The sequence below is a fragment of the Streptomyces sp. CS113 genome, assembly GCF_002188365.1.
GTDB lineage: Bacteria > Actinomycetota > Actinomycetes > Streptomycetales > Streptomycetaceae > Streptomyces > Streptomyces tendae.
Window position 1 is genome coordinate 5,272,102 of the sequence record NZ_KZ195574.1, and the last position, 15,924, is coordinate 5,288,025.

The following is a 15,924-nucleotide window of genomic DNA, read 5'->3' on the forward strand; positions in this document are numbered from 1 at the left end:
AGCGCGATAGTTCGCGGGGGCACTGGTGCCCCTGCCCTGCGCCCGGCACCCGCGGACGACATCCGTGGCCGGGCGGCGGTCGCTGATCCTCGCGGGCGGGACGGGGCATCGAAGACCCCCGGGACGGCGCCGCGCACTCCCCGGACGGTGACGGCGAGAGCGAAGTCACACCCGGTGGGAGCGGCGACATTGGCTGATATGCCCCCGCTCCTCTCATCTTGCGGCATAGCGTCGGAGCAGACCGGACACCCCGTGTCCCGACGTCATGCCGGAAGGCAGGAGACCGTACTTCCTTCTACGTCACGCAACGGCGCGCGACAGGAGTCAGAGGACAATGCAGACCAAGCTGGACGAAGCCAAGGCCGAGCTGCTCGAAAGGGCTGCGCGGGTAGCTGAGAACAGCCCGGTCGGGGGGCACCTACCGACCGGGACGACGGGCGAGGGAACTCCGGGCACCCCGGACGGCCCGGACGGCGCCCCGGACTACGCATCCGTGTTCGCGTTCCTCCAGCGCTACTACCGGCACACCGCCCCGGAGGACCTCGCCGACCGCGACCCGGTCGACGTCTTCGGAGCCGCCGTCTCGCACTACCGGCTGGCCGAGAACCGCCCGCAGGGCACGGCGAACGTCCGGGTGCACACCCCGACGGTCGAGGAGAACGGCTGGACGTGCAGCCACTCCGTCGTCGAGGTGGTCACCGACGACATGCCCTTCCTCGTCGACTCCGTGACCAACGAGCTGACCCGCCAGGGCCGCGGCATCCACGTCGTCGTCCACCCGCAGATCGTGGTGCGGCGCGACATCGCCGGCAAGCTCGTCGAGGTGCTGGCCGGTCGGCCCGCCGCCGACCTGCCGCACGACGCGCACGTCGAGTCCTGGATCCACGTCGAGATCGACCGCGAGACCGACCGCGGCGACCTGAAGCAGATCACCGCCGACCTGCTGCGCGTCCTGAACGACGTCCGCGAGACCGTCGAGGACTGGGGCAAGATGCGGGACGCTGCCGTCCGCATCGCGGACCAGCTGTCGACCGAGGCGACCCCCGAGGACCTTCCCGCGCGTGAGCTGGAGGAGGCCCGCGAGCTGCTGCGCTGGCTGGCCGACGACCACTTCACCTTCCTCGGCTACCGCGAGTACCAGCTGCGCGAGGACGACTCCCTCGCCGCCGTCGCCGGGACCGGCCTCGGCATCCTGCGCTCCGACCCGCACCACGCGACCGACGAGAGCCACCCCGTCAGCCCCTCCTTCGAGCGGCTGCCCGCCGACGCCCGGGCCAAGGCCCGCGAGCACCGGCTGCTGGTGCTGACCAAGGCGAACAGCCGGGCCACCGTGCACCGGCCCTCGTACCTCGACTACGTCGGCGTCAAGAAGTTCGACGAGAACGGCAACGTCGTCGGCGAGCGGCGCTTCCTCGGCCTGTTCTCCTCCGCCGCCTACACCGAGTCCGTCCGCCGGGTGCCGGTGGTGCGGCGCAAGGTGGAGGAGGTGCTGGAGCGGGCCGGCTTCTCGCCCAACAGCCACGACGGCCGGGACCTGCTGCAAATCCTGGAGACGTACCCGCGCGACGAGATGTTCCAGACCTCCGTGGAGGAGCTGGAGCCGATCGTCACCAGCGTGCTCTACCTCCAGGAGCGGCGCCGCCTGCGCCTCTACCTGCGCCAGGACGAGTACGGGCGCTACTACTCGGCCCTCGTCTACCTCCCCCGCGACCGCTACACCACCGGTGTCCGGCTGCGGATCATCGACATCCTCAAGGAGGAGCTCGGCGGCACCAGCGTCGACTTCACGGCCTGGAACACCGAGTCGATCCTGTCCCGGCTGCACTTCGTGGTCCGGGTCCCGCAGGGCACCGAGCTGCCGCACCTGTCCGACGCCGACAAGGAGCGCGTCGAGGCCCGACTGGTCGAGGCCGCCCGCTCCTGGGCCGACGGCTTCGGCGAGGCGCTGACCGCCGAGTTCGGCGAGGAACGCGCCGCGGAGCTGCTGCGCCACTACGGGTCCGCCTTCCCCGAGGGCTACAAGGCCGACCACGGCCCGCGCTCCGCCGTCGCCGACCTCGGCCACCTGGAGCAGCTCGACGAGGAGAAGACCTTCGCGCTGAGCCTGTACGAGCCGGTCGGCGCCGCGCCCGAGGAACGGCGCTTCAAGATCTACCAGAAGGGAGGCTCGGTCTCCCTGTCCGCCGTGCTGCCGGTGCTCAGCCGGCTCGGCGTCGAGGTCACCGACGAGCGGCCGTACGAGCTGCGCTGCGCGGACCGCACCACGGCCTGGATCTACGACTTCGGCCTGCGCATGCCCAAGGCCCCGGCCGGCGGCGCCGACTACCTCGGCGACGACGCCCGCGAGCGGGTCCAGGACGCCTTCGCCGCCACCTGGACCGGCAAGGCGGAGAACGACGGCTTCAACGCCCTCGTGCTCAGTGCCGGACTGACCTGGCGCGAGGCGATGGTGCTGCGCGCGTACGCCAAGTACCTGCGGCAGGCCGGTTCGACCTTCAGCCAGGACTACATGGAGGACACCCTCCGCAACAACGTCCACACCACGCGGCTGCTGATCAACCTGTTCGAGGCGCGGATGGCGCCGGAGCGGCAGCGGGCCGGGCGGGAGATCGTCGACGCCCTGCTCGAAGAGGTCGACGCCGCCCTGGACCAGGTGGCGAGCCTCGACGAGGACCGGATCCTGCGGTCCTTCCTCACCGTCATCAAGGCCACGCTGCGGACGAACTTCTTCCAGGAGGCGGCGGGCGGCAAGCCGCACGACTACGTCTCCATGAAGTTCGACCCGCAGGCCATCCCCGACCTCCCGGCGCCGCGCCCGGCGTTCGAGATCTGGGTGTACTCGCCGCGCGTCGAGGGCGTGCACCTGCGCTTCGGCAAGGTCGCCCGCGGCGGTCTGCGCTGGTCGGACCGGAGGGAGGACTTCCGCACCGAGATCCTCGGCCTGGTCAAGGCGCAGATGGTGAAGAACACCGTCATCGTGCCGGTCGGCGCCAAGGGCGGCTTCGTCGCCAAGCAACTGCCCGACCCGAGCGTCGACCGCGACGCGTGGCTGGCGGAGGGCATCGCCAGCTACAAGACGTTCATCTCGGCGCTGCTCGACATCACCGACAACATGGTGGCCGGCGAGGTCGTGCACCCCGCCGACGTCGTCCGGCACGACGAGGACGACACCTACCTCGTCGTCGCCGCCGACAAGGGCACCGCGAAGTTCTCCGACATCGCCAACGAGGTCGCCGAGTCCTACAACTTCTGGCTCGGCGACGCCTTCGCCTCCGGCGGCAGCGCGGGCTACGACCACAAGGGCATGGGCATCACCGCCCGCGGCGCCTGGGAGTCCGTCAAGCGGCACTTCCGGGAGCTGGGCGTGGACACCCAGACCCAGGACTTCACGGTCGTCGGCATCGGCGACATGTCCGGCGACGTGTTCGGCAACGGCATGCTGCTCAGCGAGCACATCCGCCTGGTCGCCGCCTTCGACCACCGGCACATCTTCATCGACCCGACGCCGGAGGCGGCCACCTCGTACGCCGAGCGCCGCCGGCTGTTCGAGCTGCCCCGCTCCTCCTGGGAGGACTACGACACCGGGCTGCTCTCGGCGGGCGGTGGCATCTTCCCGCGCACGGCCAAGTCCATCCCGGTCAACGCGCACATCCGCGAGGCCCTCGGCATCGAGGCGGGCATCACCAAGATGACCCCGGCCGAGCTGATGAAGGCGATCCTCAGCTCCCCGGTGGACCTGCTGTGGAACGGCGGCATCGGCACGTACGTCAAGGCGTCCACGGAGTCCAACGCGGACGTCGGCGACAAGGGCAACGACGCCATCCGCGTCGACGGCAAGGACCTGCGGGTCCAGGTCGTCGGCGAGGGCGGCAACCTCGGCCTGACCCAGCTGGGCCGGATCGAGTTCGCGTTGCAGGGCGGCCGGATCAACACCGACGCCATCGACAACAGCGCGGGCGTGGACACCTCCGACCACGAGGTGAATATCAAGATCCTGCTCAACGGTCTCGTCAAGGACGGCGACATGACCGTCAAGCAGCGCAACAAGCTGCTCGCCCAGATGACCGACGAGGTCGGCGCGCTGGTCCTGCGCAACAACTACGCGCAGAACACGGCGATCGCCAACGCGCTCGCCCAGTCCAGGGACATGCTCCACGCCCAGCAGCGCTTCATGCGGCATCTGGTCAGGGAGGGCCACCTCAACCGGGCCCTGGAGTTCCTGCCCACCGACCGCCAGATCCGGGAGCGGCTGAGCAGCGGACACGGGCTGACCGGCCCGGAGACGGCCGTGCTGCTGGCGTACACGAAGATCACGGTCGCCGAGGAGCTGCTGCACACCTCGCTGCCGGACGACCCGTACCTCAAGGGTCTGCTGCACGCCTACTTCCCGACGGCGCTGCGCGAGCAGTTCGCCGAGCAGGTCGACAGCCACCCGCTGCGTCGCGAGATCACGACGACCGTCCTGGTCAACGACACGGTCAACACGGGCGGTACGACGTATCTGCACCGGATGCGCGAGGAGACCGGCGCGTCGCTGGAGGAGATCGTGCGGGCGCAGACCGTGGCCCGGGCGATCTTCAGCGCCTCCCCGGTGTGGGACGCGGTGGAGGCCCTGGACACCAAGGTCGACGCCGCCGTCCAGACCCGGATCCGGCTGCACTCGCGCCGGCTGGTCGAGCGCGGCACGCGCTGGCTGCTCAACAACCGGCCGCAGCCGCTGGAGCTGGCCGAGACGGTGGAGTTCTTCGCCGAACGGGTCGAGCAGGTGTGGTCGCAGCTGCCGAAGCTGCTGCGCGGCGCGGACGCGGAGTGGTACCAGCACATCCACGACGAGCTGACCGCTGCCGGAGTGCCGGACGAGCCGGCCACGCGGGTGGCCGGGTTCTCCTCGGCCTTCGCGACGCTGGACATCGTGTCGGTGGCCGACCGCATGGGCAAGGAGCCGCTGGACGTCGCCGAGGTGTACTACGACCTCGCCGACCGGCTGGGTGTCACCCAGCTGATGGACCGGATCAGCGACCTGCCCCGGGACGACCGCTGGCAGTCCATGGCCCGTGCGGCGATCCGCGAGGACCTGTACGCGGCGCACGCGGCGCTGACCGCGGATGTCCTGGCGGTGGGCAACGGGTCGTCCACGCCGGAGCAGCGGTTCAAGGCATGGGAGGAGAAGAACGCGGCGATTCTCGGGCGGGCGCGGACGACGCTGGAGGAGATCCGGTCGTCGGACGCGTTTGATCTGTCCAATCTGTCGGTGGCCATGCGGACGATGCGGACGTTGCTGCGCACGCATTCGTAGGCGGTTGCGGTGGTTGCGCCGCTCGCTGTGTGAGGCGCCCCGGGCCGGGTTCGGTCCGGGGCGCCCTGGCGTGTGCGGCGGGGTGGGGGCCGGGCGGGGGTGGGTGCGCAGCCCGGCGCTGGCGGGGTGCCGCTGCGCCCACCCGTGCCGCCCCAGCGGCACGACTGCCCGCAGCTACGGCGGCACGACTGCCCGCAGCTACGGCGGCTGCGACTGCCCGCAGTCAAGTCAGCGGAGGACGTTGGACACCAGGCGGGCTGCTCTTCGGGTTTTCGGGGTGGACAGGCGGCGGGCGGCAGGGCCGAGGATCCTGGCCGTCGTGCCCACTGGCTGCCAGGTGATCTGGAGGCGGCCCGGGTTGTGGCCCTCCGGGCGGAGGGTGACTCGGTGGGGGGTGAGGCCGGCGCGGTGGGGGACGCGGGCCGTGAGGGGCGGGAAGCTCAGCGGCGCCAGGAGGATCCCCGTGTGGGTGCGGCCCCGGTGGCGGAGGCGGAGCACGGGATGGCGGGTGCCGGCGAAGCCGTGGAGCGGGAGACGGGCCGCCGCCAGGTCCAGGCGGACGCGGCCCTCGAAGAGGCCGGGGCCGACGGGTGACAGGCGGAAGGGGACCGTCAGGCGCCGGCGGCCCGGGGAGAGGTGGAGCACCGCGCGCTGGGGCCCGACGGGGAGGCGCAGGGCCGGGTCGTAGGTGCGCACGGTGAGGTCGACCGACGCGCCGGGGCCACGCGTGATCTCCGTGATCTCGTGCCGCAGCAGGGCGGTGAAGAACGGGCGGGTGTCCAGTTCGAGGTCGGTCAGGTCCAGCTCCCGCCGGGCCTCGGCGGAGGCCGGGACCTCCTCGCCCCAGTACACGCGGCCGCTCTCCTCGTCCGGCGTCACCCGGCGCGGCGCCACGTCGTGGCCGAGGCCGCGGGCCGCCGTGCGGACGTCGGACAGGCGCCGGTCGCGCAGCAGCCGCAGGACGACCCGTTCGGCGCGGGGCAGCCGGGCGTAGGCGCCGTCGGCGAGCGTGTCGAGGTAGGGGTTCATCAGGTCCGCGAAGGAGGCCAGCCAGGTGTCGTCCCGGTAGGGGAGGTCACCGGCGTACATCCGGAAGTCGTGCTTGAGGAACTTGAAGTCCTTGTCCTCGCGCAGCCCCTCGTGTCCGCTCTCGGCCAGGAAGGCGTCGATGAGGCGCTGTACGTGGACGCGGTCGCGGACGTTGGTGAGCTTGTGCCGCTGGTTGGAGATGGAGGCGGCGTCGGAGGCGGCGTACGGGGCTATGTACCAGCGGTAGACCGGCTCGGGGACGACGGTGAAGGTCTTGGCCAGGCAGTACGCCTGCGCCGAGAAGAGCTGGTCCTCGTAGTGGATGCCCTCGGGGAAGCGCAGGCCGTGCCGGTCGAGGAAGGCGCGGGCGTACATCTTGCTGGTGGAGAGGTGCTCGAAGAACAGTCGCGGGTCGGCCTCGATGCCGTCCAGGGTGCGGCGCTCGGCGACCAGGTGCGGCATCCAGGTCGTCCGGCTTCCGCCGTCCACGCGGACGCGGTGCACGGCGCCCATCGCGAAGTCCAGGTCGCGTTCGCGGTGGGCGGCGAGCAGGACCTCGACGGCGCGTTCGGGCAGTTCGTCGTCGCTGTCCAGGAACATCAGGTAGGGCGCCCGGGCGATCTCCAGGGCGCGGTTGCGCGGGGCGCTGCACCCGCCGCTGTTCTCGGGCAGCCGCAGGTACACGATCCGCGGGTCGTGCGCGGCCAGTTCGCGGGCCACCTGCTCGGTCGCGTCGGTCGAGTGGTCGTCGCTGATGACCACCTCGATGTTCGCGTGGGTCTGGCGCAGCACGGACGCGACCGCGCGGGGCAGGCGCTGGGCGTCGTTGTAGACGATGACCGTGACGGTGACGTCCGGGACGCTGAACGGAAGGACCGTGGCCGTGGCCGGGCTCGTGGTGGCTGTCCTCATGACGCGCAGGCCTCCTCGGGGCTCGGGGCCGGGGTGCGGTCCTCGACCGGCAGGACCGGGGGCAGGGTCCGTTCGTCCTCGCCGAGGAAGACCCGGCGTACGACGCGTTCGGCGGCGTGGCCGTCGTCGTACTCGCAGAACCGGCGCCGGAAGGCGGCCCGTGCCTTCGTGGCGCGCTCGTCGTGCCAGGCGTCGGTGGTGAGGATCTCCGTCAGCTCCGCCTGGGTGCGGGCGACCGGGCCGGGGGCCTCGGCCATCAGGTCGAAGTAGACGCCGCGGGTGGTGCGGTAGGTCTCCCAGTCGTCGGCGTGGATGACGATCGGGCGGTCGAGGTTGGCGTAGTCGAACATGATCGACGAGTAGTCGGTGACCAGCGCGTCGGCGGCCAGGCACAGTTCCTCGACGGGTTCGTAGGCGGAGACGTCGACGAGGCGGCCGGTGCGGCGCAGGCCCGCCAGCGGTGCGGAGGAGCCGTACGGGGAGGACGCACCGTCGTAGAAGTAGTGGGCACGCACCAGCAGAACCGTTTCTTCACCGAGCCGGTCCGCGAGGGCGGCGAGGTCGAGGCGCGGGGTCCAGCCGGCCTCGTAGTCGCGGTGGGTGGGCGCGTAGAGGACCGCGCGGCGGCCGGGCGCGATACCGAGGCGCTCGCGGGCCGCGCGGACCTCGGCGGGGCCGGCGGTGTAGTACACGTCGTTGCGCGGATAGCCGTGGTCGAGGGAGACGTGGCGGGACGGGTAGGCCCGCTGCCACATGCGCGTGGAGTGGCTGTTGGCGGAGACGCTGAAGTCCCACTTGTCGACGCGTTCCAGGAGGGCCTGGAAGTCCAGGCCGTGGGCGGCGGCGGGGTACGGCAGCTGGTCCACGCCCATGCGCTTGAGCGGGGTGCCGTGGTGGGTCTGGAGGTGGACGGTGCCGGGGCGTTTGACCACCGCGTCCGGGAAGTTGACGTTGTTGACCAGGTACTTGGCGCGGGCCAGCACCTCCCAGTAGCGGCGGGTGCCGGGCACGACGTGGTCGGTGCCGGGCGGCAGCAGGGCGGCGCCCGCGGCGCTGACCACCCACACGGGGTGGACGCTCGGGGCGAGTTCGGCGAGCTTGGCGGCGATCGCGGCCGGGTTGCAGGCCACCCCGCGGTTCCAGTACGCGGAGAAGACCGCGAGGTGCGGGTCGACCGGGCGGGCCAGGGCGCCGCGGTACTGGAGGGTGCGCAGCCGGGTCCCGGCCCGGCGCCTGCCGGTGCGCGCGGCGGAGCGCACCCCGCGGCGGGCGTGGCTGGCGGTCTGGAGGGCGCGGTACTTGCCGTAGGCGTCCTCCTCGAGGAGCGACCGGCGTACGCCCTCCAGACCGGCCGGGCGCCGGAGCCCCTCGGGGCGGTGGCGCCGGGCGGTCACGGACGCCCGGTGGAAGAACTCCCGCGCCACGTCGTCCGGCATCCCGGCGCGGGCGAAGGTGCGCAGGCAGTCGCGGATCATCAGGTCGTACAGGACGCCGTGGACGGCGGGCCGGTCGGCGGTGAGGCCGAGGAGCGCCTCGTAGCGGTCGACCAGCGCGTACCGGTCGGCCGGCGTGGGCGGCGGGAGGCTCTCGGGGCGCAGCCGGCGGTCTTCGTAGGCCGGGTGCGGCAGGCAGGCGACGCGGTCGGCGAGCAGCAGCGCGGCGTATGCGGCGAAGGGCTCGTCCTCGGTGGTCAGGAGCCGTTCACGGGCCCGCCAGAAGCCGGCGCGCACGGCGCGGTTGCCGAGCAGCGGGGTCAGCCGGAGCAGCGCCGCGCGGTCGTCGAGGGCGAGGTCGGCGCGGCCCGCGCGGGCGAGGCGGGGGCCGTCGGGGGAGGGCAGGCCGGAGGCCCGCCAGGAGCTGCGGACGTGGTCGAGGAGCAGGACGTCCACGGTGTCGGGCAGGCCGCCGACGCGCTCGGCGACGGCGGGTGCGGCGCCGACGGGCAGCCCGTCCTTGGCGTGCACGAAGTGCAGCCACCTGCCCCGTGCCCGGGCCGCCCCCGCCGAGCGGCCCGCGGCGTCGCCGGCCCCGTCCGGCAGGGGCAGCACCGTGAAGGCGGGGGCGTGCCGCTCGGCGACCTCCCGCGCCCAGTCCCCGGCGGCGGCGACGATCACCTCGACGCCGGTCAGGGGGTGGGCGTCCAGGGAGTCGAGGAGGTCGGGCAGGTGGTCCTGGACGTTGCGGCCGTGGACGACGACGCTGAGGGCGGGGGCCGTCTCGGCGAACGGATCGGGGGCCGTCTCGGCGAACGGGTCGGGGACCGTCTCGGGCATCGCGGGGACTCCTTCGCCTCGGCCTTCGCTTGGTCGCTCCCGGAGCACTCCTGTGGGTCGTTTTCTATTCGGTCATAGTGACATCGATCGGGCAAAAGGATGAATCGGGAGGGCGGTGAGTGGGCCTTCCGGGGGACGGGGCGCTCAGGCGGCCGCCTTGGCCTTGGCGGCGGGCTTGGGCGCCGCCTTGGGCTTCGCCCCGCGGTCCGGACCGCCGGTGAACTTCTCGTACTCCTTCAGGACCTCCTCCGTCGGCCCGTCCATGCGCAGCTCGCCGCGCTCCAGCCACAGCACCCGGTCGCAGGTGTCGCGGATGGACTTGTTGCTGTGGCTGACCAGGAACACCGTGCCGGCGTGCTGCCGCAGCTCCCTGATGCGTTCCTCGGAGCGCTTCTGGAAGGAGCGGTCGCCGGTGGCCAGGGCCTCGTCGACGAGGAGGACGTCGTGGTCCTTGGCGGCGGCGATGGAGAACCGCAGCCGGGCCGCCATGCCGGAGGAGTACGTGCGCATCGGCAGGGTGATGAAGTCGCCCTTCTCGTTGATCCCCGAGAAGTCGACGATCTCCTGGTACCGCTCCTTGACCTGCGCGCGGGACATGCCCATCGCCAGGCCGCCGAGGTACACGTTGCGCTCGCCGGTGAGGTCGTTCATCAGGGCGGCGTTGACGCCGAGCAGGGAGGGCTGCCCGTCGGTGTAGATCCGGCCGTTCTCCACCGGGAGCAGGCCGGCGACCGCCTTGAGCAGCGTCGACTTGCCCGAACCGTTGGTGCCTATCAGGCCGATGGCCTCGCCGCGGTACGCCACGAAGGACACGTTCTTCACGGCGTGCACCCGGCGTACTCCGGCGGCCTTCTCGGTCTTCTTGCGGCGCAGGATGCGGTTGAGGGCGGCGGTCGCGGAGCCGCGGCCGGCCCCGGTGCCGTTGACCCGGTAGACGATGTCGACGCCGTCGGCGACGACGGTGGGCACGCGCTCGGCGGGGGTGCTGTCGGCGAGCGTGCTGTCAGCGGGGGTGTTGTCAGCGGGGGTGTCAGCCACGACCGTACGTCTCCTCGGCCTTCCAGAAGTAGATGAAGCCGCCGATCCCGGCGACCAGGGCCCAGCCCACCGCGAGCGCCCACACGTGGGGCGGCAGCTGGCCCCCGCCGAAACTGTCGATCAGCGCGAAGCGCATCAGGTCGATGTAGACGACGGCGGGGTTGAGCTGGAGGGCGGTGCCCACCCAGGACGGCAGGCCGCTGTCCGGGCCGGTCATGTGGTGGATGCTGAACATGACGCCCGAGGCGTACATCCAGGTGCGCAGCAGGAACGGCATCAGCTGGGCCATGTCGGGGATCTTCGACCCCACCCGGGCCATGACCATCGCCACGCCCGCGTTGAACAGGAACTGGAGCACCAGCGCCGGGACCGCGAGCACCCAGGACGGGGCGGGCGGCACACCGAAGGCCAGCAGGATCACGACCAGCGCCGCCATCGAGAACAGCAGCTGCTGGAGCTGCTGGAGGCAGAACGACACCGGCAGCGCCGCCCGCGGGAAGTGCAGGGCGCGCACGAGGCCGAGGTTGCCGGAGATGGCCCGGGTGCCCGCCATGATCGAACTCTGCGTGAACGTCCACACGAACACGCCGGTGACCAGGAACGGGACGAAGTCCTCCACGCCGCGGCTGGTGTTCATCAGCATGCCGAAGATGAAGTAGTACACGGCCGCGTTGAGCAGGGGCGTCATCACCTGCCAGACCTGGCCCAGCTTGGCCTGGCTGTACTGGGCGGTGAGCTTGGCGGTGGAGAAGGCGCCGATGAAGTGCCGGCGCGCCCACAGCTGACGGACGTACTGGGGCAGGGAGGGGCGGGCACCGCTGACCGACAGCCCGTGCCGGGCGGCGAGCGCCGCGAGGTCGTGGTCGGCTCCGGCGGGGCCGGGCGCGGTGGCGGTGGTGGTGGCGGGGGCGGCCTGGGCCGATGCCCGGGTCGGGGGTGGGGGGTCGAGGACCTGGCTCACATCCGGTGCTTTCGCTCGGGGGAGGGGGCGAGAGGGCGACGCCCGTCGTTCACCTGGGTGACCGTGTGTGTTCACTTACGTCGGGACGGCACCGTATCGTCGTAACGTGAGCGTAGGGCGTGGCGACGCCGGAACGCAACCGTTTCGTCGTGACGCCCTATGCTTGGCCCGCATGACGACCAACGCCGCCGCCGACGAGCCGACGCCGCGCCCGCGCCGCCGGGCCCCCGCGGGGGCGGCGGTGCTCCGCGAGGACGTGACGGAGGCCATCCGGGCGGCGGTCTTCGAGGAACTGGCGGCGGTCGGCTACGCCCGGATGTCCATCGAGGGCATCGCGCGCCGCGCGGGCGTCGGCAAGACCGCCGTCTACCGGCGCTGGCGCTCCAAGCTGCACCTGGTGCTCGACCTCGTCTCCGCCCTCGCCGTACAGGGCCTGCCCGCGCCGGACACCGGTTCCCTGGAGGGCGACCTGCGGCTGCTGTACGAGGTGACCTCCCGCGCCCTGCGCCACCCGGTGGCCTCGCAGGTCATCCCCGACCTCCAGGCGGAGGCGGCCCGCAACCCGGACATCGCCGAGGCGCTTCAGAAGACCCTGCGGGAGGGCCAGGACGGCGTTGCCAGCCGGATCCTCGCGGCGGCGGCCGAACGCGGCGAACTCGATCCCGCCCTCGACACCGACCTCGCCCTCGACCTGATCTCGGGTCCGCTGTACTGGCGCGCGGTGGTCGTCCGCAGCCCGAAGCTGCCGAAGGGGTACCTGGGATCGCTGGCCCGCGCCACGGCGGAGGGCCTGAAGGCGCTCTGAGCAGCGCCGGAGCGCGGATGTCAGTGCCGCCTGCCAAGCTGCGCCCATGACACGTACACCGTCCGTGGAACCTTCAGAAGCTGTGGAACCCGCCGCGCTCGTGCGGGAGTTCTGGGCCCGCATGCAGGCCCGCGACTGGGAGGGTCTCGGCGCGCTGCTCGCCGCCGACCTGGTGGTGGAGTGGCCGGTCAGCGCGGAGCGGATCGAGGGCCGCGCCGACTTCGTGAGCGTCAACGCGGAGTATCCGGAGGGCTGGTCGATCGAGGTGATACGCGTCGTGGCCGAGGGCGGGACCGTGGTCTCGGAGGTGGAGGTCCCGCACGAGTCGATGGGCGTCCACCGGGCCGTGTCCTTGTGGACCGTCCGGGACGGGCGGATCACCGGCGGCCGCGAGTACTGGTCGGCGCTGGGCTCGGACCCGTCGCCGCAGTGGCGGGCGCGCTTCGTGCGACCGCTGTAGGCGCCGCGCCCGCCTCACCAGCCGGTGAGCCGGACCACCTGCGCCGCGATGTCCGGCACCGCCCGGCCGTCGGTCGGCACCCGCACCGTGCCCACCGGAGCCTCCTCGGCGAGCCGCCGCCCCGCGCGCAGGCTCCGCTCGATGTGGACGCCGAGCTGCGACCCCCCCTCGCGTACGGCGAGCCGTTGCCGCACGGTGGCCTCGTCGGCGGTCAGCAGCACACAGGTGACCCTGACCTCGTCCCCGCCCATGGCCCGCCCGATCATCGGCGCCTCGAGGATGCTCACGGTGTTGGTGTAGATCAGCCGGCGCTGTCCGAGCGCCGCGTAATTCGCCCACACCGCGGCGATGTTCCGCTCGGTGATCGCCGTACGGTGCGGGTCGCCGTCCGGCGCGGGGTGGATCTGGTCCATGCCGTCCCCCTCGATCAGACAGTGCGCCGTTCCGGCCCGCCGCAGCAGCGCGGACACCTCCCAGCCGACGGTGCTCTTGCCGACGCCCGAGCCGCCGCCGATGAGTAACAGGTCGTAGGTACTGCCTTCTTGGTCCATGTCGGCAGTGTGCGTCGTCACCGGGGCCGCGTGCGCGCGAACGCGGCTTCCGGGCGAGCGCCGGGCCGCACCCGGCGACGTACGATCGGGCGGTGACGACCACCTACCTGTGGCGGGGAGACGTCGACAACGGCTCCCTGAACGCACTGCACGCCGAAGCCTTCGGCCACCCGGTCGAAGAGACCGACTGGCGCGCCCAGTTGGAGCGGCACAGCCTTGGCTGGGTCTGCGCGCATCAGGACGGCTCGCTGGTCGGCTTCGTCAACGTCGCCTGGGACGGCGGAGCGCACGCCTTCCTCTCGGACACGGCGGTGGCCCGGCACCTCCGGTCGCGCGGCGTCGGCGCTCGACTCGTTGCGGTCGCCGCCGAGGGGGCCCGCGCGGCGGGCTGCGAGTGGCTGCACGTCGACTTCGAGGACCACCTGCGCGCGTTTTACTTCGACGCCTGCGGTTTCAAGGAGACGACGGCCGGCCTCGTCGCCCTGTGACGCGCCACCGGACGGCACACTGGCCCCATGATCCCGACAGATCCCAAGGCCACCCTCCACTTCTACCTCCAGTCCGCCCGCGACGCGCTGCTCTGGAAGCTCGAAGGGCTCTCGGAGTACGACATACGGCGACCGGCGACGCCGACCGGTACCAATCTGCTCGGGCTGGTGAAGCACGCCACCACCGTGGAGCTGGGCTATCTCGGTGAGGTCTTCGGGCGGCCGTCGGGGGAGCGGTTGCCCTGGATGGAGGAGGGCGCCGAGGCCGACGCGGACATGTGGGTCACCGCCGACGAGTCACGCGAGTACGTCGTCGGGGTGTATCGCCGGGCGTGGGCCCACGCGGACGCGACGATCGACGCGCTGGCGCTGGACACGGTCGGCAAGGTGCCGTGGTGGCCGGCGGGCGAGGACGAGGTGACGTTGCAGCACGCCGTGATCCGAGTGATCGCGGACACCCAGCGGCACGCCGGTCACGCCGACATCGTCCGGGAGTTGACGGACGGCGCCGTGGGGATGCGCGAGGACAACGTAGGGGTGCCGGAAGGGGATGCCGCGTGGTGGGAGGCGTACCGGGACCGGATCGAGCACGCCGCTCGGGAAGCCGGCCGCCGGGGGACGCCGGACCAGCCCCGATGAGGCGGGCGTGGGCGGGCCCGGTGCTGCTGCTGATCGCCGGAGTGGGGGCCGCGGCCGGGCCGTTCGTGCAGGGGCGTGCCGGGACGGGTGCCGTGCTGCTGCTGGTGTTCGTGCTGCTGGCGGGGCTGACCTCGCCGCTGGTGTTCCCCAGGTCGATCGGGGCGTCGGAGGCGCGGCGGCGCAGTGCCGTCGACGGGCGGCCGGTCGTCTTCTGGCGGCCGGGGTGTGCGTACTGCATGCGGTTGCGCATCCGGCTGGGGCGGAAGGCGCGGCGGTTGCACTGGGTCGACATCTGGCGGGACGAGGCCGGGGCGGAGCTGGTGCGCGGGGCCAACGACGGCAACGAGACCGTGCCCACGCTGCTCGTGGCGGGCCGGACGTACACCAATCCCGATCCGGCGTGGGTGCGTGAGCAGGTCTCCTCGTCCCGCTGACCGGCGTCAGTCCCGGGCCGCCTCCGGGTGGAGCCGTACCCAGCCGGCCCAGGCGGAGCCGATCATGTCCTCGACGTCGTACTTGGCCTTCCAGCCCAGCTCGACGGCGGCGCGGTCGGCCGAGGCGACGACGCGGGCCGGGTCGCCGGGGCGGCGGGGCGTGACCGTCGGGGCTTTGTCGTAGCCGGTGAGGGCGTTGATGCGGTCGATCATCTCGCGGACGGAGACGCCCTCGCCCCGGCCGATGTTGAGGGTGAGGGCACGGCCCGGGGAGGACCGCAGGGCGCGGGCCGCCGCCACGTGGGCCTCGGCCAGGTCGACGACGTGGATGTAGTCGCGCACGCAGGTGCCGTCCGGCGTCGCGTAGTCGTCGCCGAAGATCCGGGGGGCCGCGGACTCCGTCAGCTTCTCGAAGACCATCGGGACCAGGTTGTAGACGCCGGTGTCGGCCAGCTCCGGGCTCGCCGCGCCCGCCACGTTGAAGTAGCGCAGGGACGCCGTGGCCAGACCGGAGGCCTTGCCGGTGGCCCGGACCAGCCACTCGCCGGCCAGCTTGGTCTCGCCGTACGGCGACATCGGGACGCAGGGCGTCTCCTCGGTCACCAGGTCGACGTCGGGCATGCCGTACACGGCGGCGGAGGAGGAGAAGACGAAGGACGGGACCTCGGCCTTCGTGACCGCGTCCAGCAGGACGCGCAGGCCCTCCACGTTCTCCCGGTAGTAGTGCAGGGGCAGGTCCACCGACTCGCCGACCTGCTTCTTGGCGGCCAGGTGCACCACGCCGGTGACGGAGTGGTCGGCCAGGGCGCGGGCCACGCGCTCGCCGTCCAGGACCGAGCCCACCACCAGGGGGACGCCGTCGGGCACGCGCTCGGCGATGCCCGTGGACAGGTCGTCGTAGACCACGGCCTTCTCGCCCGCTTCGGTCATCGCCCGTACGACGTGCGCCCCGATGTATCCGGCGCCGCCGGTGATCAGCCAGGTCATTCGGCCGTCCCCTTCGTTCAGTGGTCCTTGGTAGCCATGATCCGTCATCGC

Annotated in this window: 12 protein-coding genes; 6 read left to right on the forward strand and 6 right to left on the reverse strand. The window is 72.2% G+C overall.

The window, feature by feature from the left end; genetic code table 11:
• Positions 1 to 334 precede the first annotated feature (334 nt).
• Positions 335 to 5,296, forward strand: a complete 4,962-nt coding sequence (locus B9W62_RS23550; RefSeq protein ID WP_087809029.1) for an NAD-glutamate dehydrogenase — start codon at positions 335 to 337, stop codon at positions 5,294 to 5,296.
• Positions 5,297 to 5,524: 228 nt separating this feature from the next.
• Here B9W62_RS23550 and B9W62_RS23555 read toward each other — a convergent pair whose 3' ends face one another.
• The 4 genes from B9W62_RS23555 to B9W62_RS23570 all read right to left on the reverse strand — a co-directional run bounded on the left by B9W62_RS23555 (position 5,525) and on the right by B9W62_RS23570 (position 11,509).
• Positions 5,525 to 7,237, reverse strand: a complete 1,713-nt coding sequence (locus tag B9W62_RS23555; RefSeq protein WP_087809030.1) for a glycosyltransferase family 2 protein — start codon at positions 7,235 to 7,237, stop codon at positions 5,525 to 5,527.
• Entirely contained in the window at positions 7,234 to 9,510 is a 2,277-nt protein-coding gene (locus B9W62_RS23560) for a CDP-glycerol glycerophosphotransferase family protein (protein WP_087809031.1), read from the reverse strand. The genes B9W62_RS23555 and B9W62_RS23560 overlap by 4 nt, the downstream gene beginning before the upstream one ends.
• A gap of 144 nt (positions 9,511 to 9,654) precedes the next feature.
• The gene (locus tag B9W62_RS23565) at positions 9,655 to 10,548 is read right to left on the reverse strand and encodes an ABC transporter ATP-binding protein (protein ID WP_256976559.1); all 894 of its coding nucleotides are present in this window, start codon (positions 10,546 to 10,548) and stop codon (positions 9,655 to 9,657) included.
• Positions 10,541 to 11,509, reverse strand: coding sequence for an ABC transporter permease (locus tag B9W62_RS23570; RefSeq protein ID WP_087809032.1), 969 nt, complete (start codon positions 11,507 to 11,509; stop codon positions 10,541 to 10,543). Before B9W62_RS23570 ends, B9W62_RS23565 begins: the two co-directional genes overlap by 8 nt.
• 172 nt (positions 11,510 to 11,681) lie before the next feature.
• Here B9W62_RS23570 and B9W62_RS23575 point away from each other — a divergent pair, with 172 nt between their 5' ends.
• Complete coding sequence (locus B9W62_RS23575) at positions 11,682 to 12,314, forward strand: TetR/AcrR family transcriptional regulator (RefSeq protein ID WP_087809033.1); 633 nt, start codon at positions 11,682 to 11,684, stop codon at positions 12,312 to 12,314.
• A 46-nt stretch (positions 12,315 to 12,360) separates the two neighbouring features.
• On the forward strand, positions 12,361 to 12,774 hold the full coding sequence (locus tag B9W62_RS23580) for a nuclear transport factor 2 family protein (RefSeq protein WP_306426456.1): 414 nt from the start codon (positions 12,361 to 12,363) through the stop codon (positions 12,772 to 12,774).
• 14 nt (positions 12,775 to 12,788) lie between these two features.
• Here B9W62_RS23580 and B9W62_RS23585 read toward each other — a convergent pair whose 3' ends face one another.
• Positions 12,789 to 13,325 (reverse strand): nucleoside/nucleotide kinase family protein, encoded by a 537-nt coding sequence (locus tag B9W62_RS23585; RefSeq protein WP_087809035.1) that lies wholly within the window; start codon positions 13,323 to 13,325, stop codon positions 12,789 to 12,791.
• A gap of 92 nt (positions 13,326 to 13,417) precedes the next feature.
• On the opposite strand from B9W62_RS23585, the gene B9W62_RS23590 reads away from it, so the two are divergent.
• Genes B9W62_RS23590 through B9W62_RS23600 form a run of 3 tightly spaced genes read left to right on the forward strand, consistent with a single transcriptional unit; the run spans position 13,418 to position 14,886 of the window.
• Complete coding sequence (locus B9W62_RS23590) at positions 13,418 to 13,813, forward strand: GNAT family N-acetyltransferase (RefSeq protein WP_087809036.1); 396 nt, start codon at positions 13,418 to 13,420, stop codon at positions 13,811 to 13,813.
• Between the two features lie 27 nt (positions 13,814 to 13,840).
• Positions 13,841 to 14,452, forward strand: a complete 612-nt coding sequence (locus tag B9W62_RS23595; RefSeq protein ID WP_087809037.1) for a DinB family protein — start codon at positions 13,841 to 13,843, stop codon at positions 14,450 to 14,452.
• Positions 14,449 to 14,886 carry a glutaredoxin domain-containing protein gene (locus B9W62_RS23600; RefSeq protein WP_087809038.1) on the forward strand — a complete coding sequence of 146 codons (438 nt, stop codon included), beginning with the start codon at positions 14,449 to 14,451 and terminating at the stop codon, positions 14,884 to 14,886. Before B9W62_RS23595 ends, B9W62_RS23600 begins: the two co-directional genes overlap by 4 nt.
• A 6-nt stretch (positions 14,887 to 14,892) precedes the next feature.
• Here the strand turns inward: B9W62_RS23600 and galE are convergent, their stop codons facing one another.
• Positions 14,893 to 15,873, reverse strand: coding sequence for a UDP-glucose 4-epimerase GalE (galE, locus tag B9W62_RS23605; RefSeq protein ID WP_087809039.1), 981 nt, complete (start codon positions 15,871 to 15,873; stop codon positions 14,893 to 14,895).
• Positions 15,874 to 15,924 lie beyond the last annotated feature (51 nt).

Bases quoted from the DNA above. Each gene is read 5' to 3' on its own strand.
- B9W62_RS23595 (WP_087809037.1), top strand. From the start codon at position 13,841: ATGATCCCGACAGATCCCAAGGCCACCCTCCACTTCTACCTCCAGTCC.
- B9W62_RS23560 (WP_087809031.1), bottom strand. From the start codon at position 9,510: ATGCCCGAGACGGTCCCCGACCCGTTCGCCGAGACGGCCCCCGATCCG.
- B9W62_RS23550 (WP_087809029.1), top strand. From the start codon at position 335: ATGCAGACCAAGCTGGACGAAGCCAAGGCCGAGCTGCTCGAAAGGGCT.
- B9W62_RS23555 (WP_087809030.1), bottom strand. From the start codon at position 7,237: ATGAGGACAGCCACCACGAGCCCGGCCACGGCCACGGTCCTTCCGTTC.
- B9W62_RS23600 (WP_087809038.1), top strand. From the start codon at position 14,449: ATGAGGCGGGCGTGGGCGGGCCCGGTGCTGCTGCTGATCGCCGGAGTG.
- B9W62_RS23580 (WP_306426456.1), top strand. From the start codon at position 12,361: ATGACACGTACACCGTCCGTGGAACCTTCAGAAGCTGTGGAACCCGCC.
- B9W62_RS23585 (WP_087809035.1), bottom strand. From the start codon at position 13,325: ATGGACCAAGAAGGCAGTACCTACGACCTGTTACTCATCGGCGGCGGC.
- B9W62_RS23575 (WP_087809033.1), top strand. From the start codon at position 11,682: ATGACGACCAACGCCGCCGCCGACGAGCCGACGCCGCGCCCGCGCCGC.
- galE (WP_087809039.1), bottom strand. From the start codon at position 15,873: ATGACCTGGCTGATCACCGGCGGCGCCGGATACATCGGGGCGCACGTC.